A 17,826-nucleotide genomic window follows, 5' to 3' on the forward strand; every position below is an offset into this window, starting at 1 on the left:
TAGGATTGTAAAATAGAACACAAGGAGGAATATTATGCTCGAATTGACTCAGCACTGGATACAACGAATCACAGCGGGCGAAAGTGAGAATGATATTGAGCTGGCTTCGATGATGAGTGCGATTATTGATTACGGCGATGATCATGATGCGCGGGCGATGTATCATTTCTGGTCGGCGCAGCGGCAGCAACATGTGCAGGTGCATGCTTGTCTGGAACCTATGATGCGATTAGGCGATACCGAGTTGGGCAGGGAGTTATATCGGCATATTTTCCGTGATGGAATCTTGAAGGATGATATGCCTGCGGAACTGCTGCATGTGATCGGTTATCTCGGTGTGGATGAAGCGCTGGATCGATTGGTACATTATGCACTGGCGCCACAGGCGGATTGGCAGCAGCAACAGGCAGCATGTCTTGGGCTACTGCATTTACCGTTACCGCATCTGGATTTGCCGGAGCCGTATGCTGTACGAATGATAGCGGCATTGGAGCATATCTGGGGACAATCGTTGTTTCATGAATTTTTACCAGCACTTAGCTGTAAGCTGGGCATGTCTGGCGGTGCAGAAGGGTTGGAGCAATGGGGTGAACAGACCGCATCCATAGACTGCAATGCAGGCTTGATTCTTGGCATCGCCATGTACGGTTCATCGCAACAGGACAGGCTACGCCGCATTTTGTGGAATCCGATCTGGGAAGCGGACAGCACGGGTACAGGCACATGTGTATGGACGTATCTCGCACTAGGGCATGTTGGCATATCGTTAACAGTATTGATCGACGATCTGAAGCAGGCATTGTCTCAGGAACAGAACGAGGTCGTTGTACGCCATCAGGCAAGTGCGTTATGCCGTATGCTAAATCTCAAGCTAGACTATCGTCATCAGCCAATCCGCTGGCTCAATCGCAATACCGATTCGCTGACAGAGCTATATCGCTTGCTGTATGGCTGGAGCAGTGCGCATAAGGATGATTCAGTAAGCGGGTTATTGGCTGCGCATCCAGCGCTGGGGTCATTTTATATGGATGAATACGAGACGTTAAGGCAGCGAATGGAGCTGGCTGTACAATACGAGGTGAATGCTGATCTGCTAGCTTCGGGGCTGCGTAAGAAGCATCGCAAGTAAGCATGTCAAAAGCGTCCAACACTCATCTATCGTATAGATCGTGCTGAACGCCGTTGTTCCTATCGTATCATTCGTGCGAATGTCGTTCGTGATTGGTACGTGTTTGTTTATGAGTCTGACTGCCTACGATTCTTGTCCCGCTGTTCACCGGCAACCCGCCAGCGACTGCGGAACGTTTCCATTCGTGGATGTAGATGATCCGGTTGACGGGTCAGCACCAGACTGATTTTGGTAATCCATTCTTCAAATGTGGCAAAGGATGCAAACCGATTTGCCATCTCTGGCGTCATCAGCAGGAAATATGGCGATGAATAATGATCCATACATGTGCGAATCGCGGCTTCGATCGGCGTATATTTTTTGCGTTTGCCATCCCAGCCTTCGATAAGAACCGACTTGCGTCCGCTGTCCAGCTTCCATTCCTGCAATCGCTGCTCTCGCTTGTAAAAAGGAGCCACCTGCTCGTTGGATATGCGGCGGACGGTCTGCTCGTGCAGCGGATACAGCACAAGCTTGGCAAAGCGCATTTGCTCCGCCACGATAGCCGCCTGCTCCAATGCAGCATCCGTAATATCGTTGAAGTCATCGTAATAAATGAGTGTGCCGCGAACATTACTCTGCGGCGGTTCATACCCGTAAGGAACCTGTTGATTGGATGAAGCCATGATCTGATTCTCCTTTCAAAATAAATCCGGATGCTATGAGGTCATTCGTATTCTTATTGTACCTGTTTGCAATTCGCGCTGTATAGCTGTTCAGCGTTTCCTGCAATTCGCCAAGTGATATCCAGTCATATAAGGGAGGTTGTCCATCAGTATGAGTTTAGAAATGCACTATAGTATTCAACCGATTACAGAGTTGCCCAATGACCTATTGTTGGAGCTAGTTCCATTCAGCGAACAGGAAGGTTATCGCCACATCCGACGTCTATATGATGACTATGTATCCGGCAGCAATACGTTTTCGCTGCCGGGTGAAATCTTGTATGGAGCGTACGCCGATCAACGATTAATCGGCATCTGTGGATTGAATCGCGATCCGCATGCCGGGCAGGATGGCGTTGGCAGGGTACGCCGCATGTATGTGCATCCGCAATTTCGCCGCTATGGTATTGGTGGCGCATTGGTGGCGCCTATCATGGAGCACGCAAGGCAACATTATCGGCTATTGGTGTTGTATACGCCGGATGTAGCTGCTGGAACGTTTTACGAATCGCTTGGTTTCCAGCGTACCGAGGATACTACTCAATGGAATTATATGATGTTACTGTAAGGTGGCTTCAATCTGGCATGACTCATAATGAAGCGGCTCGCTGGAATTGCTGGCATCCGCGATAGATCGATCGATAGATCTTGAGCAGGCACGTCATACGTTAACTGAGTTGCCAGAAATTCCAGACTTACACGCATAACATCAATAGTCAGCCATTCCCCAGCACAGCGATGGTCATTGCGGTGATCTCCGCCACCTTGTGGGATAAGATCGAATGGACTGCCATCCCAATCTGCAAAACGAGTGGGATTGAATTGATTCGGCTCTTGCCATAGCTGCGGATCATGAGTCGTGCCGTACACATCCAGGATGACCATCGTTCCCTGTGGGAAATGATAGCCGTTCCATTCAAAATCTCTTTTTACCTGTGCACCGAGAATCGGCGTAAATGGATACAATCGGCGCACTTCCTGTACAAACCACTGGCTGTATGTCCGATCCTCTTCTGTTTGAAACGAAGTAATCAGACGTTCACACGCCTCTGGATAATCGTGTAAAGCCAGTGCGCTGAATACGACATATCGCCCAATCGCAACAATCGGACGAATAATATTGATTAGCTCGACGGCTGCGGTTGAAACGTCAAGTAGCTGATCTTCCGTATCCCGGTGCCACGACATCGCATACGCAGCGGTTTGCTCCGGTACATCTACACGACCTTCGCGAATCAGCCCGATCAATTCGCTAACCCATTGCTCGGTATGTCGACGCGCCTGCTTGCCTTCCTGATAGCGACTACCTAGTCCACCGAATGATTCGACCATCTGTCCCAGCTCATCGGAGATAAGCTTCACATCCTGTTCGCGCAATGGCACACCTGCCCATTGACAGGCAGCACGACACATCACCTGCTGCGCTTCGTCGAATAGCTCCAGCTGGACTGTACTTTCCCAGCGAAGTGCCGCCGCTTGCCATTGTCGTTTAACGATGCCAGCGATTTCACCAAGTCGTTCCGGTGTCATTAGCGACATGAATAGCTGCTTGCGATGCAGATGTGCCTTACCATCCAGCGTCTGTACCCCTTTTTCGCCAAACAATGATTTCTGAATCCGCTTGGGGATAGCCCCGCCGCGTTGGAACAGATCATTATTGTAAAATAACTCCGCGCCTTCACGTCCACCAAGACAGATTGCCGTCTGACCAAGCAGTCGTGTCTGGAAAATATTACTTTGCAACTCCTGTCTACGATGTAGTGCAAATTCATACCCTTCTGTCAGCAACGGAATGCTGCCTTCAATCGTTTTATCCTTAGGAATTTTTAAATGGGTCATCATCAGGTCCCCTTCGCTCATATGATATACTAGTAAAGCCATACTGGAATTCATTACCTCTAATCCCAGTCGGTATAACAGCTTCCATATGATTTATGGAAAAGGAGGGAATTGACGTTGCATTTTCAGATTTTTAATCTATTGATCACCGTGTTGATCGTTCTAGTGCCTAGTGTAATCTTGATCTGGTGTGCGGTGCTATGTATTCAGGTAGCGATTCGAGCTAAAAAGGCACTGGATCTATACATTGTCGATAAAGAGAAGCAGATGAATCAGGATCATTTATAGAAGTACAGGCGATATACATAGTCTTTGCTCATGCACATACCTATTTCCATCATACAATCTCTCCGATCTTCGGTGGATGCCAAATGCCAGACGCAACGATAGAACACCATATGCAGGGGGGAGCAACACGCATGGCGATCACATTCAAATATAGTGCACCGTATAGTCTGGGAGCCGAGCTGCACATCATTAACTCCAATCCATTCTACAACCAGATCACCAAAGGCAAACAACAGCTGGAACAAGCGGAATTGGAGCAGGAGGTGGCAGAAGCTTCTGAGCTAGGTGCCGAGCGTTACGTTATTCTGCTGGATGCAGACATCGTCGGGATTGTGGAATTTCTGCCACTGAATCCATATGATGATTGCTCTTGGCTCGGTCTGTTTATGATGGAATCGTCACGGCAACGCAGTGGTCTTGGTGGTCAGGCATTAGAAGCTTTTGAACAGCAGCTTCGTCAGCGCGGAATCGGTATGCTGCGATTGGCTGTCGTCGTCGACAATGAGCCTGCGCATGCGTTCTGGAAAAAGCATCATTTTCAATACGTGCGATCAACGACAACACCTGCTCAGCTGGATGTCATCATCTATGAAAAGCAACTTCAAGCGCAAGTGCAGTAAGCGTAGTATTCCCTTTTCCAATAGGTAACTATACAGTTCGCTTGTAGGTAGTCATTCACAGTATAGAGACATTCAATACACACTTTACATCCTATTAATAATTACTATATTATTTTACAAACTTAGCGATTGACACCATGTACCTTGCCCCTTAAAATTTGTTTAAACCGTAAGGTGTATTCATTCATTTAAGGGAGGGACCCTCATGCTGCAAACCATTCAAAAAGTGTTCGAATGGCTGTTTGTCCACCGTAACGGCGTTTATCAATTTGGTGACGTGTACTGTGAAGACAGTGGCTTTATCGTCTATGTCCCTAGAGAAGAGCAATGATCCTTACAACCAACGACTAACTCAATCGATGAGCTGCAATGCGGAAGCTTCGTGCTTCACATTGCAGCTTTTGTTTATGCTCACATTCCAGTTATAATGAATAGGATTACATGATTCTGTGCGATAAGTGTGCGTGTACAGAATGACCATGGCAATGCACTATATTTTACTGCTGAAAGGATATATGACTATGGCACAATTGCAAAAAGCAACCTTCGCAGGCGGCTGTTTCTGGTGCATGGTAACTCCGTTCGAGGAGCAGCCCGGCATTCACGGCATCGTCTCCGGCTATACTGCTGGACATGTGAAGAATCCAACGTATGAACAGGTGAAGACTGGCAATACTGGACATTATGAAGTGGTAGAGATTACCTTTGATCCTGAGTTGTTCCCATATGAGCGTCTGTTGGAGCTGTACTGGCCGCAGATCGACCCGACCGATGATGGCGGGCAATTCCACGACCGGGGTACGCAGTATCGGACAGCGATCTTCTACCATAATGAGCAGCAGCAGGAGCAGGCATTGCAGAGCAAAGCCGAAGTGGCAGCCAGCGGACGCTTTGACGGCAAACCAGTAGTGACTGAAATTTTGCCAGCAGACGTCTTTTACCCGGCGGAAGAATATCATCAGGATTATCACAAAAAGAACAAAAAGCATTACAAGGAAGATCGCGAAAAGTCAGGTCGTGACGAGTTCATCGCCGAGCATTGGCAGCAATCCTGATCTCTCTATGAACTTCATATCTCAAGCATGTCCCCCAAGATCCAGGCGGAATTTGTTCTGCCTGGATTATTGTTTGTATGGCATGGAACAGTACATCTTCAATTTTCAGGAAAATATACCGTTAACTATAATGGGGTATCAATACAAGAGAGAAAAGGATGAGGGGTAATGGCTCTACGCAATCCAGTATTATACGGAAATGGATTCAATCGTCCATCGGATCGACATTACGATCAATCGATGACACTCGCAGGAGCGGCGGGCAAAGCGCTTGTACTTACTGTTTTACTTGTAGCATCAGCAATATTTACATGGTACTTATTTAACAAAGGGGAAGACGTGATTACATTTCTGAAAGTTGGCTCTATCGGCTCACTGCTGATCGCTCTGCCGACCATCTTCTTTCCAAAAATCTCGCCAGTCACGGCACCGCTGTATGTCATCTTGAATGGCTTGATGCTGGGTGCAGTGTCAGCGGTGATGGAGTACTTTTATCCGGGTATCGTACTGAATGCGATTCTGATCACGTTATGTCTGCTAATGGTCACACTGTTTCTATATGCAACTCGGATAATCCGCGTTACACCGGGATTAGTGTCAGCGATTGGCATTAGTACACTGGCGATTGCACTGACGTATCTGGTCGATTTTGTACTTAGCTTTTTCGGTATGAGCGTGCCGTATATTCATGATACCGGCTGGGTTGGTATCGGGATTAGCATCTTTGTCGTGATTGTGGCAACAGCGAATCTGCTGATCGACTTTAGTAATATTGAGCAATACGCCAACGAAGGTCGTCCAAAGTATATGGAATGGTACGGTGCGTTTGGACTGATGGTAACGATTATCTGGATGTACATCGAGATTCTGCGCCTGCTGTCCAAGCTGGCGGCGAGCCGGAACTGATCTGTTATATCGTCATATGTTCAGTGTGCGATTATGAGATCGTAAACGAAGCGTCACACAAATTAGATACCCCATAAGAGATAAAAAAAGAAACGTCGCCTTCTGTATATTTGCAGACTGGTGGCGTTTTGTCATTGCACAAAGATCAGGCACCTTTCCGAACGTATCATACAAATGAAACGAAAAGACTGGTTGCTTGCATCATCTTTCGGTATAGTTAGTTTCATGAAAAAAAGGAGGAATACCTATGATACTCGAAGTCGCTATTCTCAACGTCATTCCCGGTCAGAGCGACAGCTTTGAACAAAGCTTCAAACAAGCAGAACTGATTATTTCCAGTATGAACGGCTATGTCTCCCATGAATTGCAGCGCTGTATGGAAGTGGACAATCAGTACATTCTGCTCGTACGCTGGGCAACGCTGGAAGATCATACCGAAGGCTTCCGCGGCTCTGTACAATATCAGGAGTGGAAAAAGCTGCTCCACCACTATTACGATCCGTTCCCGGTTGTTCATCATTATGAATTCGTATAGCCTGCAATACTATAAGTAACATCTCATGCCGAGGAGGAACTACATATGATTACCATTCAACAGGTTACTAGCCGTGATGCGGATCTGCGTCAATTGATCAGCGAGCTGGACGACGATCTGTTCCAGCGTTATCCGGCAGAGCAGGTGCATCGGCTGGATCTGGATCATCCTGATATGGAGCAGGTGACATTCGTCGTTGCGTATCTGGATGCAGCCCCGGTCGGCTGTGGTGCCATTCGCAGGCTGGACGATCAGTATACCGAGCTGAAGCGCTTCTACGTGCAATCGTCTCATCGACGCAAAGGCATTGCTGGACAGCTACTGACAGCGCTGGAACAGCGTGCGGGTGAGCAAGGGCATAGCGGAATTCGGCTGGAAACCGGAGCAGCGCAACCGGAAGCGCTCGCCTTTTATGAGCGCAATGGATATATTGCTATTGAGCGTTTTGGAGAATATGTTTACGATGCAAGCAGTCTTTGTTACGAAAAATCCATTTGATGGACGATAATTAAGCTACCAACAATTCCAGCGATATGCTGGCAAGCTAATCATGTATAATATTTCGATTCATGGAGAGGAAGGTATCAATGCCATTTATTACGATCAAAGTATTGGAAGGCAGATCAGTTGAGCAGAAACGCGAGCTGGTACAGAAGATGTCTGATCTCGTATCCGACGTATTGGAACTGGACAAAGAGAAAATTTTCATCTTTTTTGAAGACCTTCCACAGCACAACTACGGCAGAAACGGTGAATTGTTTTCTGATTCCATTGCTGCCAAACAACAAGACGACTCGCAGGATAAGTAAATAAATAAGATGCAGCAATAAGAGCCGACTGTATGTATATGCAGTCGGTTCTACGTATAGTAGCGTTTACTATCAGAATATGGAGGGATGGATACTATGTGGGGAGTGGAACACTACTGGTTGTTTGTGCTGTCTAGCATTTTGCTTAATATTACGCCGGGCAGCGATACGATCTATATTTTGAGTCGCAGCGTATTTCAGGGACGTCAGGCAGGGTTGATGTCTGTTTATGGCATTATCGCCGGATCGATGGTGCATACTCTGCTGGCAGGTTTGGGATTGTCACTGATTCTGATGCAATCGGCGCTGGCATTCAATCTGGTCAAATGGCTCGGTGCCGCCTATCTGATCTGGCTGGGCATTCGTTCCATCATGACACGTCAGGAAGCTGCCGCCAAGATGGAGCATGCGCCGCGTTTGCCGCTGCGTAATGTCTTTTTTCAGGGGATGCTGACCAATGTGCTGAATCCGAAGGTGGCGCTATTTTATCTGGCGTTTATTCCGCAATTCGTCGATCCGGGTCAGAGCATGGGACCGCTACCGTTTCTGCTGCTGGGTCTGACATTTAGCGCGACCGGATTGAGTTGGTGTCTGCTGCTTGTCTTCTTTTCCAGCAAAATGGCAGGTCGTCTACAATCCAGCAAAGTATCGCGTTATATGAACAAAATTACTGGTAGCATCTTTGTCGTGCTTGGACTGAATCTGCTGCGTACTTCGCGTAGTTTGTAAAGTTGCACTGTAGCGTGAATCACAACAATGATATGAAACGTCAAAGAGGTGCCTGTTTGCAATCTAACAGGCACCTCTTATAATTGATTGTTCTGATTTATTGGGCTTCTGGAAAAGACACTGCCGGTACATGACGCTCCAGCCAGTGGATCAGATCGGCGGTCACTTCATCCCGATTAATATCGTTTAGTGTCTCATGCCGCCCACCCGGATATAACTTCAGCTCTACATCGTTGATATGCAAACGGCGATACTGCTCATACAGTTTCCGTACGCCTTTGCCATATAATCCGACCGGATCACGATCTCCGCTAAAAATGTATACCGGTTTATCCTGTGGAATACAGTTCATACATTCCGGTCGATGAATCTCCATCAGCAGATGAAAGAAATGCACATAAAAGCGCACGCTGACCGGTTTGGCGCAATACGGGTCGTTCACATACAGCGATACCTCGTCCGGGTCGCGAGATAGCCAGTCAAACCGCGTGACCAGTGGTTTGGGGAGTCCCCGATTGTAAGGACCGAATACAAGCGCATGCAGCAGTAGACTGCGATGCAACGGTCCTTTGAACCGTTGTTGCCAAGCAGCAATGCGCATCCCGGCAGACAATAATCCACGCGGACCATTGGAGCCGGACAGCAGAAAGCCGCTGTATAGTTGCGGCTGTTCATACATTAACTTTTGTACGACAAACGATCCCATGCTGTGACCGAACAGAAATAACGGCACACCTGCATGCTGCTCAGCAATATGCTGCGAGAGCTGTGCCATATTTTGCGCCATCCAATAAAAGCCATCCTCACCCGGATCACCTAGCTCATCCAGTGAAGGCGCAGTTAACCCATGCCCGCGATGATCGTTCGCATACACTGCAAACCCACGCTCCGTCAGCGCTTCCGCCAGCCGCACATACCGCCGCGCTGTCTCCGACATGCCATGTGACAGCTGTACAATCCCGTTGAGTGACTGTCCAGCGCTCCAACCATCTGGCAGCCATTCATATACATGCACCGCAATGCCCTGCGGATCGATTATGCGAAATGTCCGTTCTTGCATGTCCGTTTCTTCCTTTCGTTATTTATAAATGTGAAATCAATAATCACTATATCGCCTTATTAAAATGAATTATAAAGCATTTTAAACAAAGTCTGATATCAATTGATAAATTTTAACATAAATACCGATATGACTGAATAATATCGGTATAAAAGAATTCAAATTGACGAACAATCCACGGACTGCTAAATTAGGTATAATCTTGTGATGGAGGCGGTCTGGTTATGAATTTTGTATTTTTCTCTCCACATTTTCCCGGCAGCAGCAGTGAATTTGCCATTCGGCTGCATCAGGAAGGCGCGACAGTGCTTGGCATTGGCGACGCTTCGTATGATAGTCTACACCCGCGGTTGCGGGAAGCACTGACGGAATACTACCGTATCGATAGTATGGAGAATCAGGACGACATCCTGCGGGCAGTTGGATTTTTCACACATAAATACGGCAAAATCCACCGCTTTGAATCGATGAATGAATACTGGCTCGAAAGCGATGCGCAGATGCGTACCGACTTTAATATCGACGGCACCAAAGCCGACTTTGTCGATAACCTTAAACAGAAATCGAAAATGAAAGACTTTTTCCAGAAAAGCGGTGTAGATACAGTACGCTTTCTCAAAAATCCAGACCGCGATAGCGCGGCAGCATTTATCAAGCAAAATGGATTCCCTGTCGTTGTAAAGCCTGATCTCGGTTCAGGAGCGAGCATGACCTACAAGCTCAGTAACCAGGAAGAACTGGATTATTTCTTCCACACTTCCCCGGATGATACTGAATTTATTATGGAAGAATTTGTGGACGGCATCATTCTCACGTATGACGGTCTGATTGACCGTGACGGTATTGTTCGTTTTCAGGCAAGTCACCGATTTGAACAAAGTATTATGAAAGTGGTTAGCGATGACGATCATCTGCGGTATTTCTGCTTACAAACGGTTGACCCGGACGTGGAAGCAGCAGGGCGCAGCATTTTGCAGGCATTTGATATCAAAGAACGGTTTTTCCATATTGAGCTGTTCAAATCTAACAAGGATGGACGGCTGATCGCGCTAGAAGTGAATATGCGTCCACCGGGCGCTTGGATGACCGATGCCATCAACTATTCATATAATGTCGATATTTACTCGCGCTGGGCACAGATGGTTGTGCATGGTGGCAACGGCGAACCGCCGGAAGGGCAATATTATACCGGTTATGCCAGCCGCAAAGATTGGAAGCATTACGTGCATTCGCATGATGATATTGTGTGGGAGTTGGGCGATGCGCTTGTGCGCTACGATGAGATTGAAGAGATTTTCAGCCGGGCAAGTGGCAACCGTGCGTATCAGTTCCGAGCGGATTCACTGGAGCGTATACGCGAGATTGCCGATTATATTCAAGCAGAGCACCGTTAGGACTCCATAGCTGGATCATACACGGACAATACAATACGTACGCAAGAACAGATAAGCAAACAGGGCAATAGCCCATGTTACAGAGCAGCAGAAGGGCGGAAAGCGTGGATATGGTAACTGTACAATACCGAAAAGAATACAGCTCGGCGCTTGGCCGCGAGATGGAATATAAAGTGTATGGCAACCGGGGGAAGCCGATGCTGGTGTTTCCAACGTCGCTTGGACGCTTTTACCAGTACGAAGATTCCGGCATGATTCAGGAGTTATCCCCTTAGATTGATGCTGGTAAATTGCAAGTATGGGCATGTGACAGTATTGATGAGGAGACATTCTTTTCGCTGCATTGGAATGTAGAGGATCGCATCAATCGGCATGAGCAATACAACGCGTATATTATCAATGAATTGATTCCGCACATTTTATGGGAAAGTCAGCACAACAACAACGGACATGAGCAAAAGATTCTGATTAGCGGCTGTTCCATGGGTGCTTATTACAGTGGTAATTTCTTTTTCCGCCATCCGCATTTTTTTGATACATTGCTGGCACAAAGCGGTGTGTATTCGGTTCAACATTTCTTCGGCGATCATCGTCATGGAGCGTCTTATTACAACTCCCCGCTTGATTATTTGCCGGGATTGTACGACGAGCATCTATTGAACCAATACCGTAACAGTCGTATCATTCTCTGCTGTGGACAGGGCGCATGGGAAGACGAGATGCGTTATGAGACGGATCGTTTGCACCAGATACTACAACAGAAGCATATTCCTGCTCGTGTAGAATTTTGGGGACACGATGTAGATCATGATTGGCATTGGTGGAGAAAGCAACTGCGATATTATATGAGCAGTTTGATGTAGACAACTGAACAACAGCTATACACCATTTAAGCGTATAGCGTATAGCGTATAGCGTATAGCGTATAGCGTATAGCGTATAGCGTATAGCGCCACATGAAAAAGCCTGCCTCGTAGGTGTTGCACATCGAGGCAGGCTTTTTGTTATACAGATCATTCATTGCTTTTATTTATATTTGTCGTGGGTCATGCACGATTGGATTGATAATCTGCTCCCATCCATGATCGACCAGAACTGAAACTAGTTCTCAGAACCAAGATGCATCAATCCCAATTCAACATCATCCTATGGCAAATACGAACGGATCACGGTAAAGTTACCATCCAGCGAATACTCACCCAGATTTGCAGGAAGCAGGAAGCATTGACCGCCTTGCAACTCTGTTGTATCGCCATTCCAAGATAATGTGCCTTCACCATCCGCAATGACAAGAATCGTAAAGCTTTCCGGTGTCGTAGACAATGCCCATTCGCCGTCAACTACGCCTTTTTCTACGATAAAATAAGGAGAGGTTGCCAGCGTTAGCCATTCGCCTGCTGCCAGACCATCCGTCTTCATCGTCGTTGCACCAGCACCTTCGTAGGCGATCACATTTAGCGAATCCTCGATATGCAACTCACGCGGCTTGCCGTCCAGACCGGGACGATCGTAATCGTATAAACGGTAGGTCGTATCGGAGTTTTGCTGAATTTCGGCGACAAGTACACCTGCACACAGCGCATGCACTGTACCTGCCGGAATGTAAAAAGTATCACCAGCCTGAACCGGTACTTCTTGCAGATCATCCGTAATGCGATTTTCGGCAATCGAAGCTGCCAGCGATTCGCGGGTAACGCCTTCGTTTAGACCATAGATGATTTTGGCATCCGGTTTGGCATCCAGCACGTACCACATTTCTGTTTTGCCCAGCTCGCCCTGCGGCAGACCTTCATAATCGTCGGTTGGATGCACCTGTACAGACAGATCGTCATTGCAGTCCAGTAGCTTGATCAGCAGCGGGAAGCGACCGTTTGTTTCGGATACGCCTTTGCTGCCGAACCAGTCGCGTCCGAGCTTCTCACGCAATTGATCCAGTCCCCAGCCATCCAGCTCGCCGCCGATAACAGATGTGGTGCCGTTCGGATGATCTGCGATCATCCAGCCTTCACCGATTGCACCTTCTGGGATGTTCCAGCCAAATTGCTCCAGTGCGCGTCCACCCCAGACACGTTCCTTGAATTCCGGTTGAAATTGTAGCGGGTATGGCTTCGTCATAATATCTCTCCTCCACTTGGATAATAGCCGCACTATGTATAACTGTTACTTGCGGACAGCCTGTATCTCTGGCAAATGCGGCAAATGCCTGTACTCATCTTAACGTGCTGACTGGAAAAACTCCAGACGCTCGCCATCCGGTCCACTGAAAAAGAAATAGCGGCTTCCGTTTGGCAATGTCGTAATTTCAGCATCCAACTCACTCACCTGCAACCCTTGGATACGTTCAAATTCCACATCCACATCATCCACCGCAAAAGCGACATGATGCACCTGACCTTCAGCAGGCAATTTGTCTGCGTACCCTTGAATCAACTCTAGCTCGGTATCGGTATGACCTGGAAAAGCGAGAAACGCCAGTTGAATCTGTTCGTTGATATGCCCGGTCGTTTCCAGATGCTTCAGACCGACCACCTGCTCATAAAAGTCGATGGATTGCTGGATCGATGATACCATAATGCCTACATGCTCTATTTTGCGTACTGCCATAAATGAATACACTCCTTTTTCTGCATGGAATGAACAGCAAATCTATATCCATAATGCTGATGGATCACCTGATTAATAGCCAAAAGATGCCGCCTGCACATGCAGCAGCATCTCGATTATAGCAGTAACACAGTTTAAAGCGCAAAAGCAGCATAGACATCATTAGCATGGATTGTCCGTTGTTGGCTACGTATCAGCTTTTTTCTCTATTGCAATCAGATACGGCGCATCCTGCCGTTGTAACTGACGGTAAATGATACATTGTGCCAGTGAAACAGGCAGGGAGGACGCCCATTGCTGTACCATCTCTGCTTCCACAGCGCCGCCATCATGACCCGGATACAGCATAATCGTCAAAATACCACGCGGAGCCAGTAGAGACAGCGACACATCCAGCGCAGGCAGAGTAGAGGAGGGCAGTGTAATAATAGAATGATCTCCAGTTGGCAAATACCCTAGATTGAACATGATTGCCCGTAGCTTACCATGTAGCTCCTGTGGAATATGCTGCTGCATCAGATCATGACTGGACAGCACAGGAATGACCTGTGCCAGCGCTTCGTCTGAATACTTGTCCAGACGCTCCATTGTACGATCCAGCGCTTCCTGTTGAATATCAAAGCTGAATACTTTACCTTTTGCTCCTACAGCACGCGCCAGCATGAGCGTATCTGCACCCGTCCCAGCAGTTGCGTCCACTACGGCAGCGCTTGATACATGTTCCAGTCGTTCAAGGATCAATTTGTGAGCAAAGCTCAATACAGAAACGAATCCCATCTACGTCGCCCTCCAGTATTTGCCCTGCCAAGTGTCACGACGCTTCAGTTCAGCGTCAAACCCATTTAACACTTCCCATTTTTTCATACTCCATAGCGGACCGATCAGGAGATCACGCGGCGCATCGCCGGTCAGCCGATGGACAATCATTTCTGGCGGCAGAAATTCCAGTGTATCGACGATTAACTTGATATACTCATCCTGTTCCAGAAAGCGCAGTAATCCGGCTTCATACTGTTTCACCATTGGCGTTTTGCGCATGAGATGCAGTAGATGAATCTTGATTCCTTGTACATCCATTTGTGCTACAGCACGTCCGGTATCCAGCATCATCTCATGACTTTCCTGCGGCAATCCGTAAATGATATGCGTGCAGACACGAATGCCGCGTGCGCGTAGCTTATGCACGGCTTCTTCATAACAGGCAGTATCATGCGCCCGATTGATCAGCGTAGAGGTGGATTCATGAACACTTTGCAGTCCCATCTCTACCCACAGATATGTACGCTCATTCAGCTCTGCCAAATAATCGACCACATCGTCAGGCAGACAATCCGGTCGTGTAGCAATCGATAACCCGACTACCCCGGGTTGCTGCAAAATCACTTCGTAATATTCGCGCAATTCTTCCACTGGCGCATACGTATTCGTATACGCCTGAAAATAACCGATATATTGAGCATCCGGCCATTTCTGATGCTGCCGATCCCGAATCGTATTGAACTGTGTTACCAGATCGTCGCGTCGTCGTCCGGCAAAATCACCCGATCCGCGTGCACTACAAAATGTGCAGCCACCAGTAGCGATACTGCCGTCACGATTCGGGCATGTGAATCCCGCATCAAGCATAACCTTGAATACTTTCGTGCCGAATTGTTCACGCATTTCTGTATTCCATGTATGAAATCGTTTATCTCCCCATAACAGAGGTTGTTGAACCGTGTGCATACGTTCCATGCTGAAACTCCTTTTCGATGCCCAAACGAGAACACGATACATGTTCGTTCTGCATTTCTTATCCTCGATTGTAGCAAAATCATTGGCCTATGAAAATGAATTACCGCATGGCGATTCAACTTTTACGGGAAAGGGTAATATCATGTTGCTGACTTTTGCAGTCACCATTCATAGGATTTGCTAGATGATTTGCTTTTATGCGCAAAAATGAGTAGACTATGAATGCTCAAAATTTGTTGGACCCCAATTCCAAATATAGAGAAAAGGATTTTTTGCATCATCTTTTCATGATGCCGGAAGTCCTTTTTTCCTTTTTAGGCTTTACAATTACGGATTTCTTCGTCAAAATAATTTCGTACAACATATCTATTGAAAGTAACGTGACAACGTTATTGAAAATCGGAGGAACAAGATGCGTTTAAGAGGCAGAAAAGGGATTCGCGAGGATCTAGAGCAACAACAGGATCTGGTCGTACTGAATCCTGAGGAATTCAAAGGCAAATGGCGTGAGCGTTTTAACAATGATTATCCGATTCATGTCGAATTCGGCATGGGCAAGGGACGTTTTGTGAGCCAGATGAGTGTACGCAACCGCGAGGTTAACTATATCGGATTTGATATGTACGACGAACTGGTACGTCGTGCAGCAGAGAAGACTCGTATTGCTTGGAACGAAGCAGAATTGGGCAATCCGACCAGCATCCAGCTGGCACTGGCGAATATCGAGAATATCGAAGACATTTTTGAGCCTGGTGAGATTGAACGAGTGTACCTGAATTTCAGCGATCCATGGCCTAAGAAAAAGCACGGTCGTCGTCGTTTGACACATCCACGCTTTTTGGAGAAATACTGTCGTTTGCTGAATGCTCAAGGTCAGATTCATTTCAAAACCGATTCGGAGACATTGTTTGAGTTCTCGCTCAATTCATTTGCCGATTACGGTCTGCAAATGACCAATCTGAGTCTGAATCTGCACCGTGACGGAATTAACGAAGAGCATGTGATGACAGAATACGAAGCCAAGTTTATGGGCAAAGGCATGCGCATTCATCGCTGCGAAGTCATCATAGGTGAGCAAGCGCTAGCGCAATACAACAAAACCCGCTTGGATCAATATTAAGATTCATACTGTAATATGAAACGTATATGCACAGCAAAAAGGTCTTAACCGTGATCAGGTTAAGACCTTACTTTGTTCAGCCATATCCATAATGCTACGCGCACATTCCGTTGGATTGTAGCGGTCGATTTGTTCCAGCTTGAGCTGGCGCTGAGTCATAATCGCTTCATAGTCGTGAACGAGCAAATCCATCCACTGAGCAACGACATCGAGCGATGTAATCGGTTCGCCCCAACCTTGTTCTGTAAAGTACTGTGAATTCTGCTCTTCCTGTCCGGGAAGTGGATTGTAAAATAGCATCGGAATCGCTTTGGCAAGTCCTTCTGTACATGTCATGCCACCTGGCTTCGTTACGAGCAGATCAGACACTTCCATTAATTTATCGATTTCTTTCGTATACTGGATTAAATGAATGTTGTCATGATGGAATCGCCTGTCCTGTGCTGCGCGTTCATATGCTTTGGTATTGCTGCCAAAGCAGAAGATCAGTTGCGCATAATCAGCATAACGTGCCAAGTATGTACTGACCACACTATCACTCATTCCCCAGCCGCCGCCCATAACCATCACTGTTGGCATATCCTTCAAACCAAAGCGGCAACGAATTTCCGCTTTACTAGGGTGTTCCCAGAAGTTCGGATGCACCGGAATACCAGTAACCATAATACGTGAACTGGGAATGCCACGCATTTGAAGTTTGGAGCGTACGCCTTCCGTAGAAACCAGATAACGGTCTACTTCGGGATTGACCCATGTGCCATGCGCATCATAGTCTGTAATGACCATACAGAGCGGTACATCCAATCCCAGCCGTTTTAGCCGGGCGATGACTGCACCGGGAATCGGATGAGTACAGACGATGACGTCTGGACGCAGCTGGCGGATCACATTTTGTGTATGGGTATAAAAGATACGGTGAAGCGCCAGTGTCGCCAGACGGTTAATCGAGCGTTTGTACTGCGTTCTGTACATCATCCGTATCAGTTTTGGCTGTGAGACAATTGTTTTTTTGTAAGCGGTGATAATGAGTGGCGCTACTTTGGGATTGAGGAAACTGCCAAGCTCCAGTACACGGGTCTGGATATTGGGCGAGATTTTACGTAAGCTGCTCGACAATGCGTAAGCAGCCTGTGTATGACCTGAACCAAAACCTTCCGACAGAAGCAGCACTCTGTATTTTGTCACGTTCATTTCACCTTTTCTGCAAGGTATTCTCTACATAGATTTGTGCCATGATGTGTAGATATCCCTGATGCCCATTCTGTAATATACCTGTAACATTATTACCGTAATGTTACAA

23 protein-coding genes are annotated in these 17,826 nt (G+C 47.2%); 15 read left to right on the forward strand and 8 right to left on the reverse strand.

Features of this window, described 5'->3' with window-relative positions; all coding sequences use genetic code 11:
* The first annotated feature begins 34 nt into the window (after positions 1 to 34).
* On the forward strand, positions 35 to 1,129 hold the full coding sequence (locus ACDE64_RS06490) for a hypothetical protein (protein WP_411349410.1): 1,095 nt from the start codon (positions 35 to 37) through the stop codon (positions 1,127 to 1,129).
* A 107-nt stretch (positions 1,130 to 1,236) separates the two neighbouring features.
* Here the strand turns inward: ACDE64_RS06490 and ACDE64_RS06495 are convergent, their stop codons facing one another.
* Entirely contained in the window at positions 1,237 to 1,794 is a 558-nt protein-coding gene (locus ACDE64_RS06495) for a hypothetical protein (RefSeq protein WP_411349411.1), read from the reverse strand.
* Positions 1,795 to 1,945: 151 nt separating this feature from the next.
* Between ACDE64_RS06495 and ACDE64_RS06500 the strand changes: the two genes are divergently transcribed.
* Positions 1,946 to 2,401, forward strand: a complete 456-nt coding sequence (locus tag ACDE64_RS06500) for a GNAT family N-acetyltransferase (protein ID WP_411349412.1) — start codon at positions 1,946 to 1,948, stop codon at positions 2,399 to 2,401.
* On the opposite strand, the gene ACDE64_RS06505 is transcribed toward ACDE64_RS06500, so the two are convergent.
* Complete coding sequence (locus ACDE64_RS06505; protein WP_411349413.1) at positions 2,383 to 3,675, reverse strand: cytochrome P450; 1,293 nt, start codon at positions 3,673 to 3,675, stop codon at positions 2,383 to 2,385. The genes ACDE64_RS06500 and ACDE64_RS06505 overlap by 19 nt on opposite strands.
* A 114-nt stretch (positions 3,676 to 3,789) precedes the next feature.
* On the opposite strand from ACDE64_RS06505, the gene ACDE64_RS06510 reads away from it, so the two are divergent.
* The 9 genes from ACDE64_RS06510 (at position 3,790) to ACDE64_RS06550 (ending at position 8,614) form a co-directional block, all read left to right on the forward strand.
* Positions 3,790 to 3,960: a hypothetical protein gene (locus tag ACDE64_RS06510; RefSeq protein WP_411349414.1), complete on the forward strand. Its 171-nt coding sequence runs from the start codon at positions 3,790 to 3,792 to the stop codon at positions 3,958 to 3,960.
* Between the two features lie 131 nt (positions 3,961 to 4,091).
* Entirely contained in the window at positions 4,092 to 4,580 is a 489-nt protein-coding gene (locus tag ACDE64_RS06515; protein WP_411349415.1) for a GNAT family N-acetyltransferase, read from the forward strand.
* A 205-nt stretch (positions 4,581 to 4,785) separates the two neighbouring features.
* Positions 4,786 to 4,911, forward strand: coding sequence for a hypothetical protein (locus ACDE64_RS06520; protein ID WP_367055096.1), 126 nt, complete (start codon positions 4,786 to 4,788; stop codon positions 4,909 to 4,911).
* A 199-nt stretch (positions 4,912 to 5,110) separates the two neighbouring features.
* Positions 5,111 to 5,635, forward strand: a complete 525-nt coding sequence (gene msrA / locus ACDE64_RS06525) for a peptide-methionine (S)-S-oxide reductase MsrA (RefSeq protein WP_411346719.1) — start codon at positions 5,111 to 5,113, stop codon at positions 5,633 to 5,635.
* A 168-nt stretch (positions 5,636 to 5,803) separates the two neighbouring features.
* Positions 5,804 to 6,541 (forward strand): Bax inhibitor-1/YccA family protein, encoded by a 738-nt coding sequence (locus ACDE64_RS06530; protein ID WP_411345675.1) that lies wholly within the window; start codon positions 5,804 to 5,806, stop codon positions 6,539 to 6,541.
* A 247-nt stretch (positions 6,542 to 6,788) separates the two neighbouring features.
* Positions 6,789 to 7,076: an antibiotic biosynthesis monooxygenase family protein gene (locus ACDE64_RS06535; RefSeq protein WP_411349416.1), complete on the forward strand. Its 288-nt coding sequence runs from the start codon at positions 6,789 to 6,791 to the stop codon at positions 7,074 to 7,076.
* A 45-nt stretch (positions 7,077 to 7,121) separates the two neighbouring features.
* A complete protein-coding gene (locus ACDE64_RS06540; protein ID WP_411349417.1) occupies positions 7,122 to 7,574 on the forward strand; it encodes a GNAT family N-acetyltransferase in 453 nt (150 codons plus the stop codon).
* A 71-nt stretch (positions 7,575 to 7,645) separates the two neighbouring features.
* A complete protein-coding gene (locus ACDE64_RS06545; RefSeq protein ID WP_411345678.1) occupies positions 7,646 to 7,885 on the forward strand; it encodes a tautomerase family protein in 240 nt (79 codons plus the stop codon).
* A gap of 96 nt (positions 7,886 to 7,981) precedes the next feature.
* Positions 7,982 to 8,614, forward strand: a complete 633-nt coding sequence (locus tag ACDE64_RS06550; RefSeq protein ID WP_411349418.1) for a LysE family translocator — start codon at positions 7,982 to 7,984, stop codon at positions 8,612 to 8,614.
* Between the two features lie 97 nt (positions 8,615 to 8,711).
* Here the strand turns inward: ACDE64_RS06550 and ACDE64_RS06555 are convergent, their stop codons facing one another.
* Positions 8,712 to 9,674, reverse strand: a complete 963-nt coding sequence (locus ACDE64_RS06555) for an alpha/beta hydrolase (protein ID WP_411349420.1) — start codon at positions 9,672 to 9,674, stop codon at positions 8,712 to 8,714.
* 224 nt (positions 9,675 to 9,898) lie between these two features.
* On the opposite strand from ACDE64_RS06555, the gene ACDE64_RS06560 reads away from it, so the two are divergent.
* From ACDE64_RS06560 to ACDE64_RS06570, 3 genes are all read left to right on the forward strand, one after another.
* Entirely contained in the window at positions 9,899 to 11,068 is a 1,170-nt protein-coding gene (locus ACDE64_RS06560; protein WP_411349421.1) for an acetyl-CoA carboxylase biotin carboxylase subunit family protein, read from the forward strand.
* Positions 11,069 to 11,172: 104 nt separating this feature from the next.
* A complete protein-coding gene (locus ACDE64_RS06565) occupies positions 11,173 to 11,343 on the forward strand; it encodes a hypothetical protein (RefSeq protein ID WP_411349422.1) in 171 nt (56 codons plus the stop codon).
* Between the two features lie 15 nt (positions 11,344 to 11,358).
* Positions 11,359 to 11,931, forward strand: a complete 573-nt coding sequence (locus ACDE64_RS06570; protein WP_411349423.1) for an alpha/beta hydrolase-fold protein — start codon at positions 11,359 to 11,361, stop codon at positions 11,929 to 11,931.
* A 283-nt stretch (positions 11,932 to 12,214) separates the two neighbouring features.
* On the opposite strand, the gene ACDE64_RS06575 is transcribed toward ACDE64_RS06570, so the two are convergent.
* The 4 genes from ACDE64_RS06575 to ACDE64_RS06590 all read right to left on the reverse strand — a co-directional run bounded on the left by ACDE64_RS06575 (position 12,215) and on the right by ACDE64_RS06590 (position 15,397).
* Complete coding sequence (locus tag ACDE64_RS06575; RefSeq protein ID WP_411345684.1) at positions 12,215 to 13,183, reverse strand: type I phosphomannose isomerase catalytic subunit; 969 nt, start codon at positions 13,181 to 13,183, stop codon at positions 12,215 to 12,217.
* Between the two features lie 99 nt (positions 13,184 to 13,282).
* On the reverse strand, positions 13,283 to 13,672 hold the full coding sequence (locus ACDE64_RS06580) for a VOC family protein (protein WP_411349424.1): 390 nt from the start codon (positions 13,670 to 13,672) through the stop codon (positions 13,283 to 13,285).
* A gap of 186 nt (positions 13,673 to 13,858) precedes the next feature.
* Complete coding sequence (locus tag ACDE64_RS06585) at positions 13,859 to 14,449, reverse strand: class I SAM-dependent methyltransferase (RefSeq protein WP_411345686.1); 591 nt, start codon at positions 14,447 to 14,449, stop codon at positions 13,859 to 13,861.
* Complete coding sequence (locus ACDE64_RS06590) at positions 14,450 to 15,397, reverse strand: TIGR01212 family radical SAM protein (protein WP_411350244.1); 948 nt, start codon at positions 15,395 to 15,397, stop codon at positions 14,450 to 14,452.
* Between the two features lie 421 nt (positions 15,398 to 15,818).
* Between ACDE64_RS06590 and trmB the strand changes: the two genes are divergently transcribed.
* On the forward strand, positions 15,819 to 16,526 hold the full coding sequence (gene trmB, locus ACDE64_RS06595) for a tRNA (guanosine(46)-N7)-methyltransferase TrmB (RefSeq protein WP_411349425.1): 708 nt from the start codon (positions 15,819 to 15,821) through the stop codon (positions 16,524 to 16,526).
* A 54-nt stretch (positions 16,527 to 16,580) separates the two neighbouring features.
* Here the strand turns inward: trmB and ACDE64_RS06600 are convergent, their stop codons facing one another.
* On the reverse strand, positions 16,581 to 17,711 hold the full coding sequence (locus tag ACDE64_RS06600) for an MGDG synthase family glycosyltransferase (RefSeq protein WP_411345688.1): 1,131 nt from the start codon (positions 17,709 to 17,711) through the stop codon (positions 16,581 to 16,583).
* Positions 17,712 to 17,826: the final 115 nt, after the last annotated feature.

The organism is Paenibacillus sp. WLX2291 (assembly GCF_046603665.1).
Classification (GTDB): Bacteria; Bacillota; Bacilli; order Paenibacillales; family Paenibacillaceae; genus Saccharibacillus.

Bases quoted from the DNA above. Each gene is read 5' to 3' on its own strand.
- ACDE64_RS06490 (WP_411349410.1), top strand. From the start codon at position 35: ATGCTCGAATTGACTCAGCACTGGATACAACGAATCACAGCGGGCGAA.
- ACDE64_RS06495 (WP_411349411.1), bottom strand. From the start codon at position 1,794: ATGGCTTCATCCAATCAACAGGTTCCTTACGGGTATGAACCGCCGCAG.
- ACDE64_RS06500 (WP_411349412.1), top strand. From the start codon at position 1,946: ATGAGTTTAGAAATGCACTATAGTATTCAACCGATTACAGAGTTGCCC.
- ACDE64_RS06505 (WP_411349413.1), bottom strand. From the start codon at position 3,675: ATGATGACCCATTTAAAAATTCCTAAGGATAAAACGATTGAAGGCAGC.
- ACDE64_RS06515 (WP_411349415.1), top strand. From the start codon at position 4,092: ATGGCGATCACATTCAAATATAGTGCACCGTATAGTCTGGGAGCCGAG.
- ACDE64_RS06520 (WP_367055096.1), top strand. From the start codon at position 4,786: ATGCTGCAAACCATTCAAAAAGTGTTCGAATGGCTGTTTGTCCACCGT.
- ACDE64_RS06530 (WP_411345675.1), top strand. From the start codon at position 5,804: ATGGCTCTACGCAATCCAGTATTATACGGAAATGGATTCAATCGTCCA.
- ACDE64_RS06535 (WP_411349416.1), top strand. From the start codon at position 6,789: ATGATACTCGAAGTCGCTATTCTCAACGTCATTCCCGGTCAGAGCGAC.
- ACDE64_RS06540 (WP_411349417.1), top strand. From the start codon at position 7,122: ATGATTACCATTCAACAGGTTACTAGCCGTGATGCGGATCTGCGTCAA.
- ACDE64_RS06545 (WP_411345678.1), top strand. From the start codon at position 7,646: ATGGAGAGGAAGGTATCAATGCCATTTATTACGATCAAAGTATTGGAA.
- ACDE64_RS06550 (WP_411349418.1), top strand. From the start codon at position 7,982: ATGTGGGGAGTGGAACACTACTGGTTGTTTGTGCTGTCTAGCATTTTG.
- ACDE64_RS06555 (WP_411349420.1), bottom strand. From the start codon at position 9,674: ATGCAAGAACGGACATTTCGCATAATCGATCCGCAGGGCATTGCGGTG.
- ACDE64_RS06560 (WP_411349421.1), top strand. From the start codon at position 9,899: ATGAATTTTGTATTTTTCTCTCCACATTTTCCCGGCAGCAGCAGTGAA.
- ACDE64_RS06575 (WP_411345684.1), bottom strand. From the start codon at position 13,183: ATGACGAAGCCATACCCGCTACAATTTCAACCGGAATTCAAGGAACGT.
- ACDE64_RS06580 (WP_411349424.1), bottom strand. From the start codon at position 13,672: ATGGCAGTACGCAAAATAGAGCATGTAGGCATTATGGTATCATCGATC.
- ACDE64_RS06585 (WP_411345686.1), bottom strand. From the start codon at position 14,449: ATGGGATTCGTTTCTGTATTGAGCTTTGCTCACAAATTGATCCTTGAA.
- ACDE64_RS06590 (WP_411350244.1), bottom strand. From the start codon at position 15,397: ATGCACACGGTTCAACAACCTCTGTTATGGGGAGATAAACGATTTCAT.
- trmB (WP_411349425.1), top strand. From the start codon at position 15,819: ATGCGTTTAAGAGGCAGAAAAGGGATTCGCGAGGATCTAGAGCAACAA.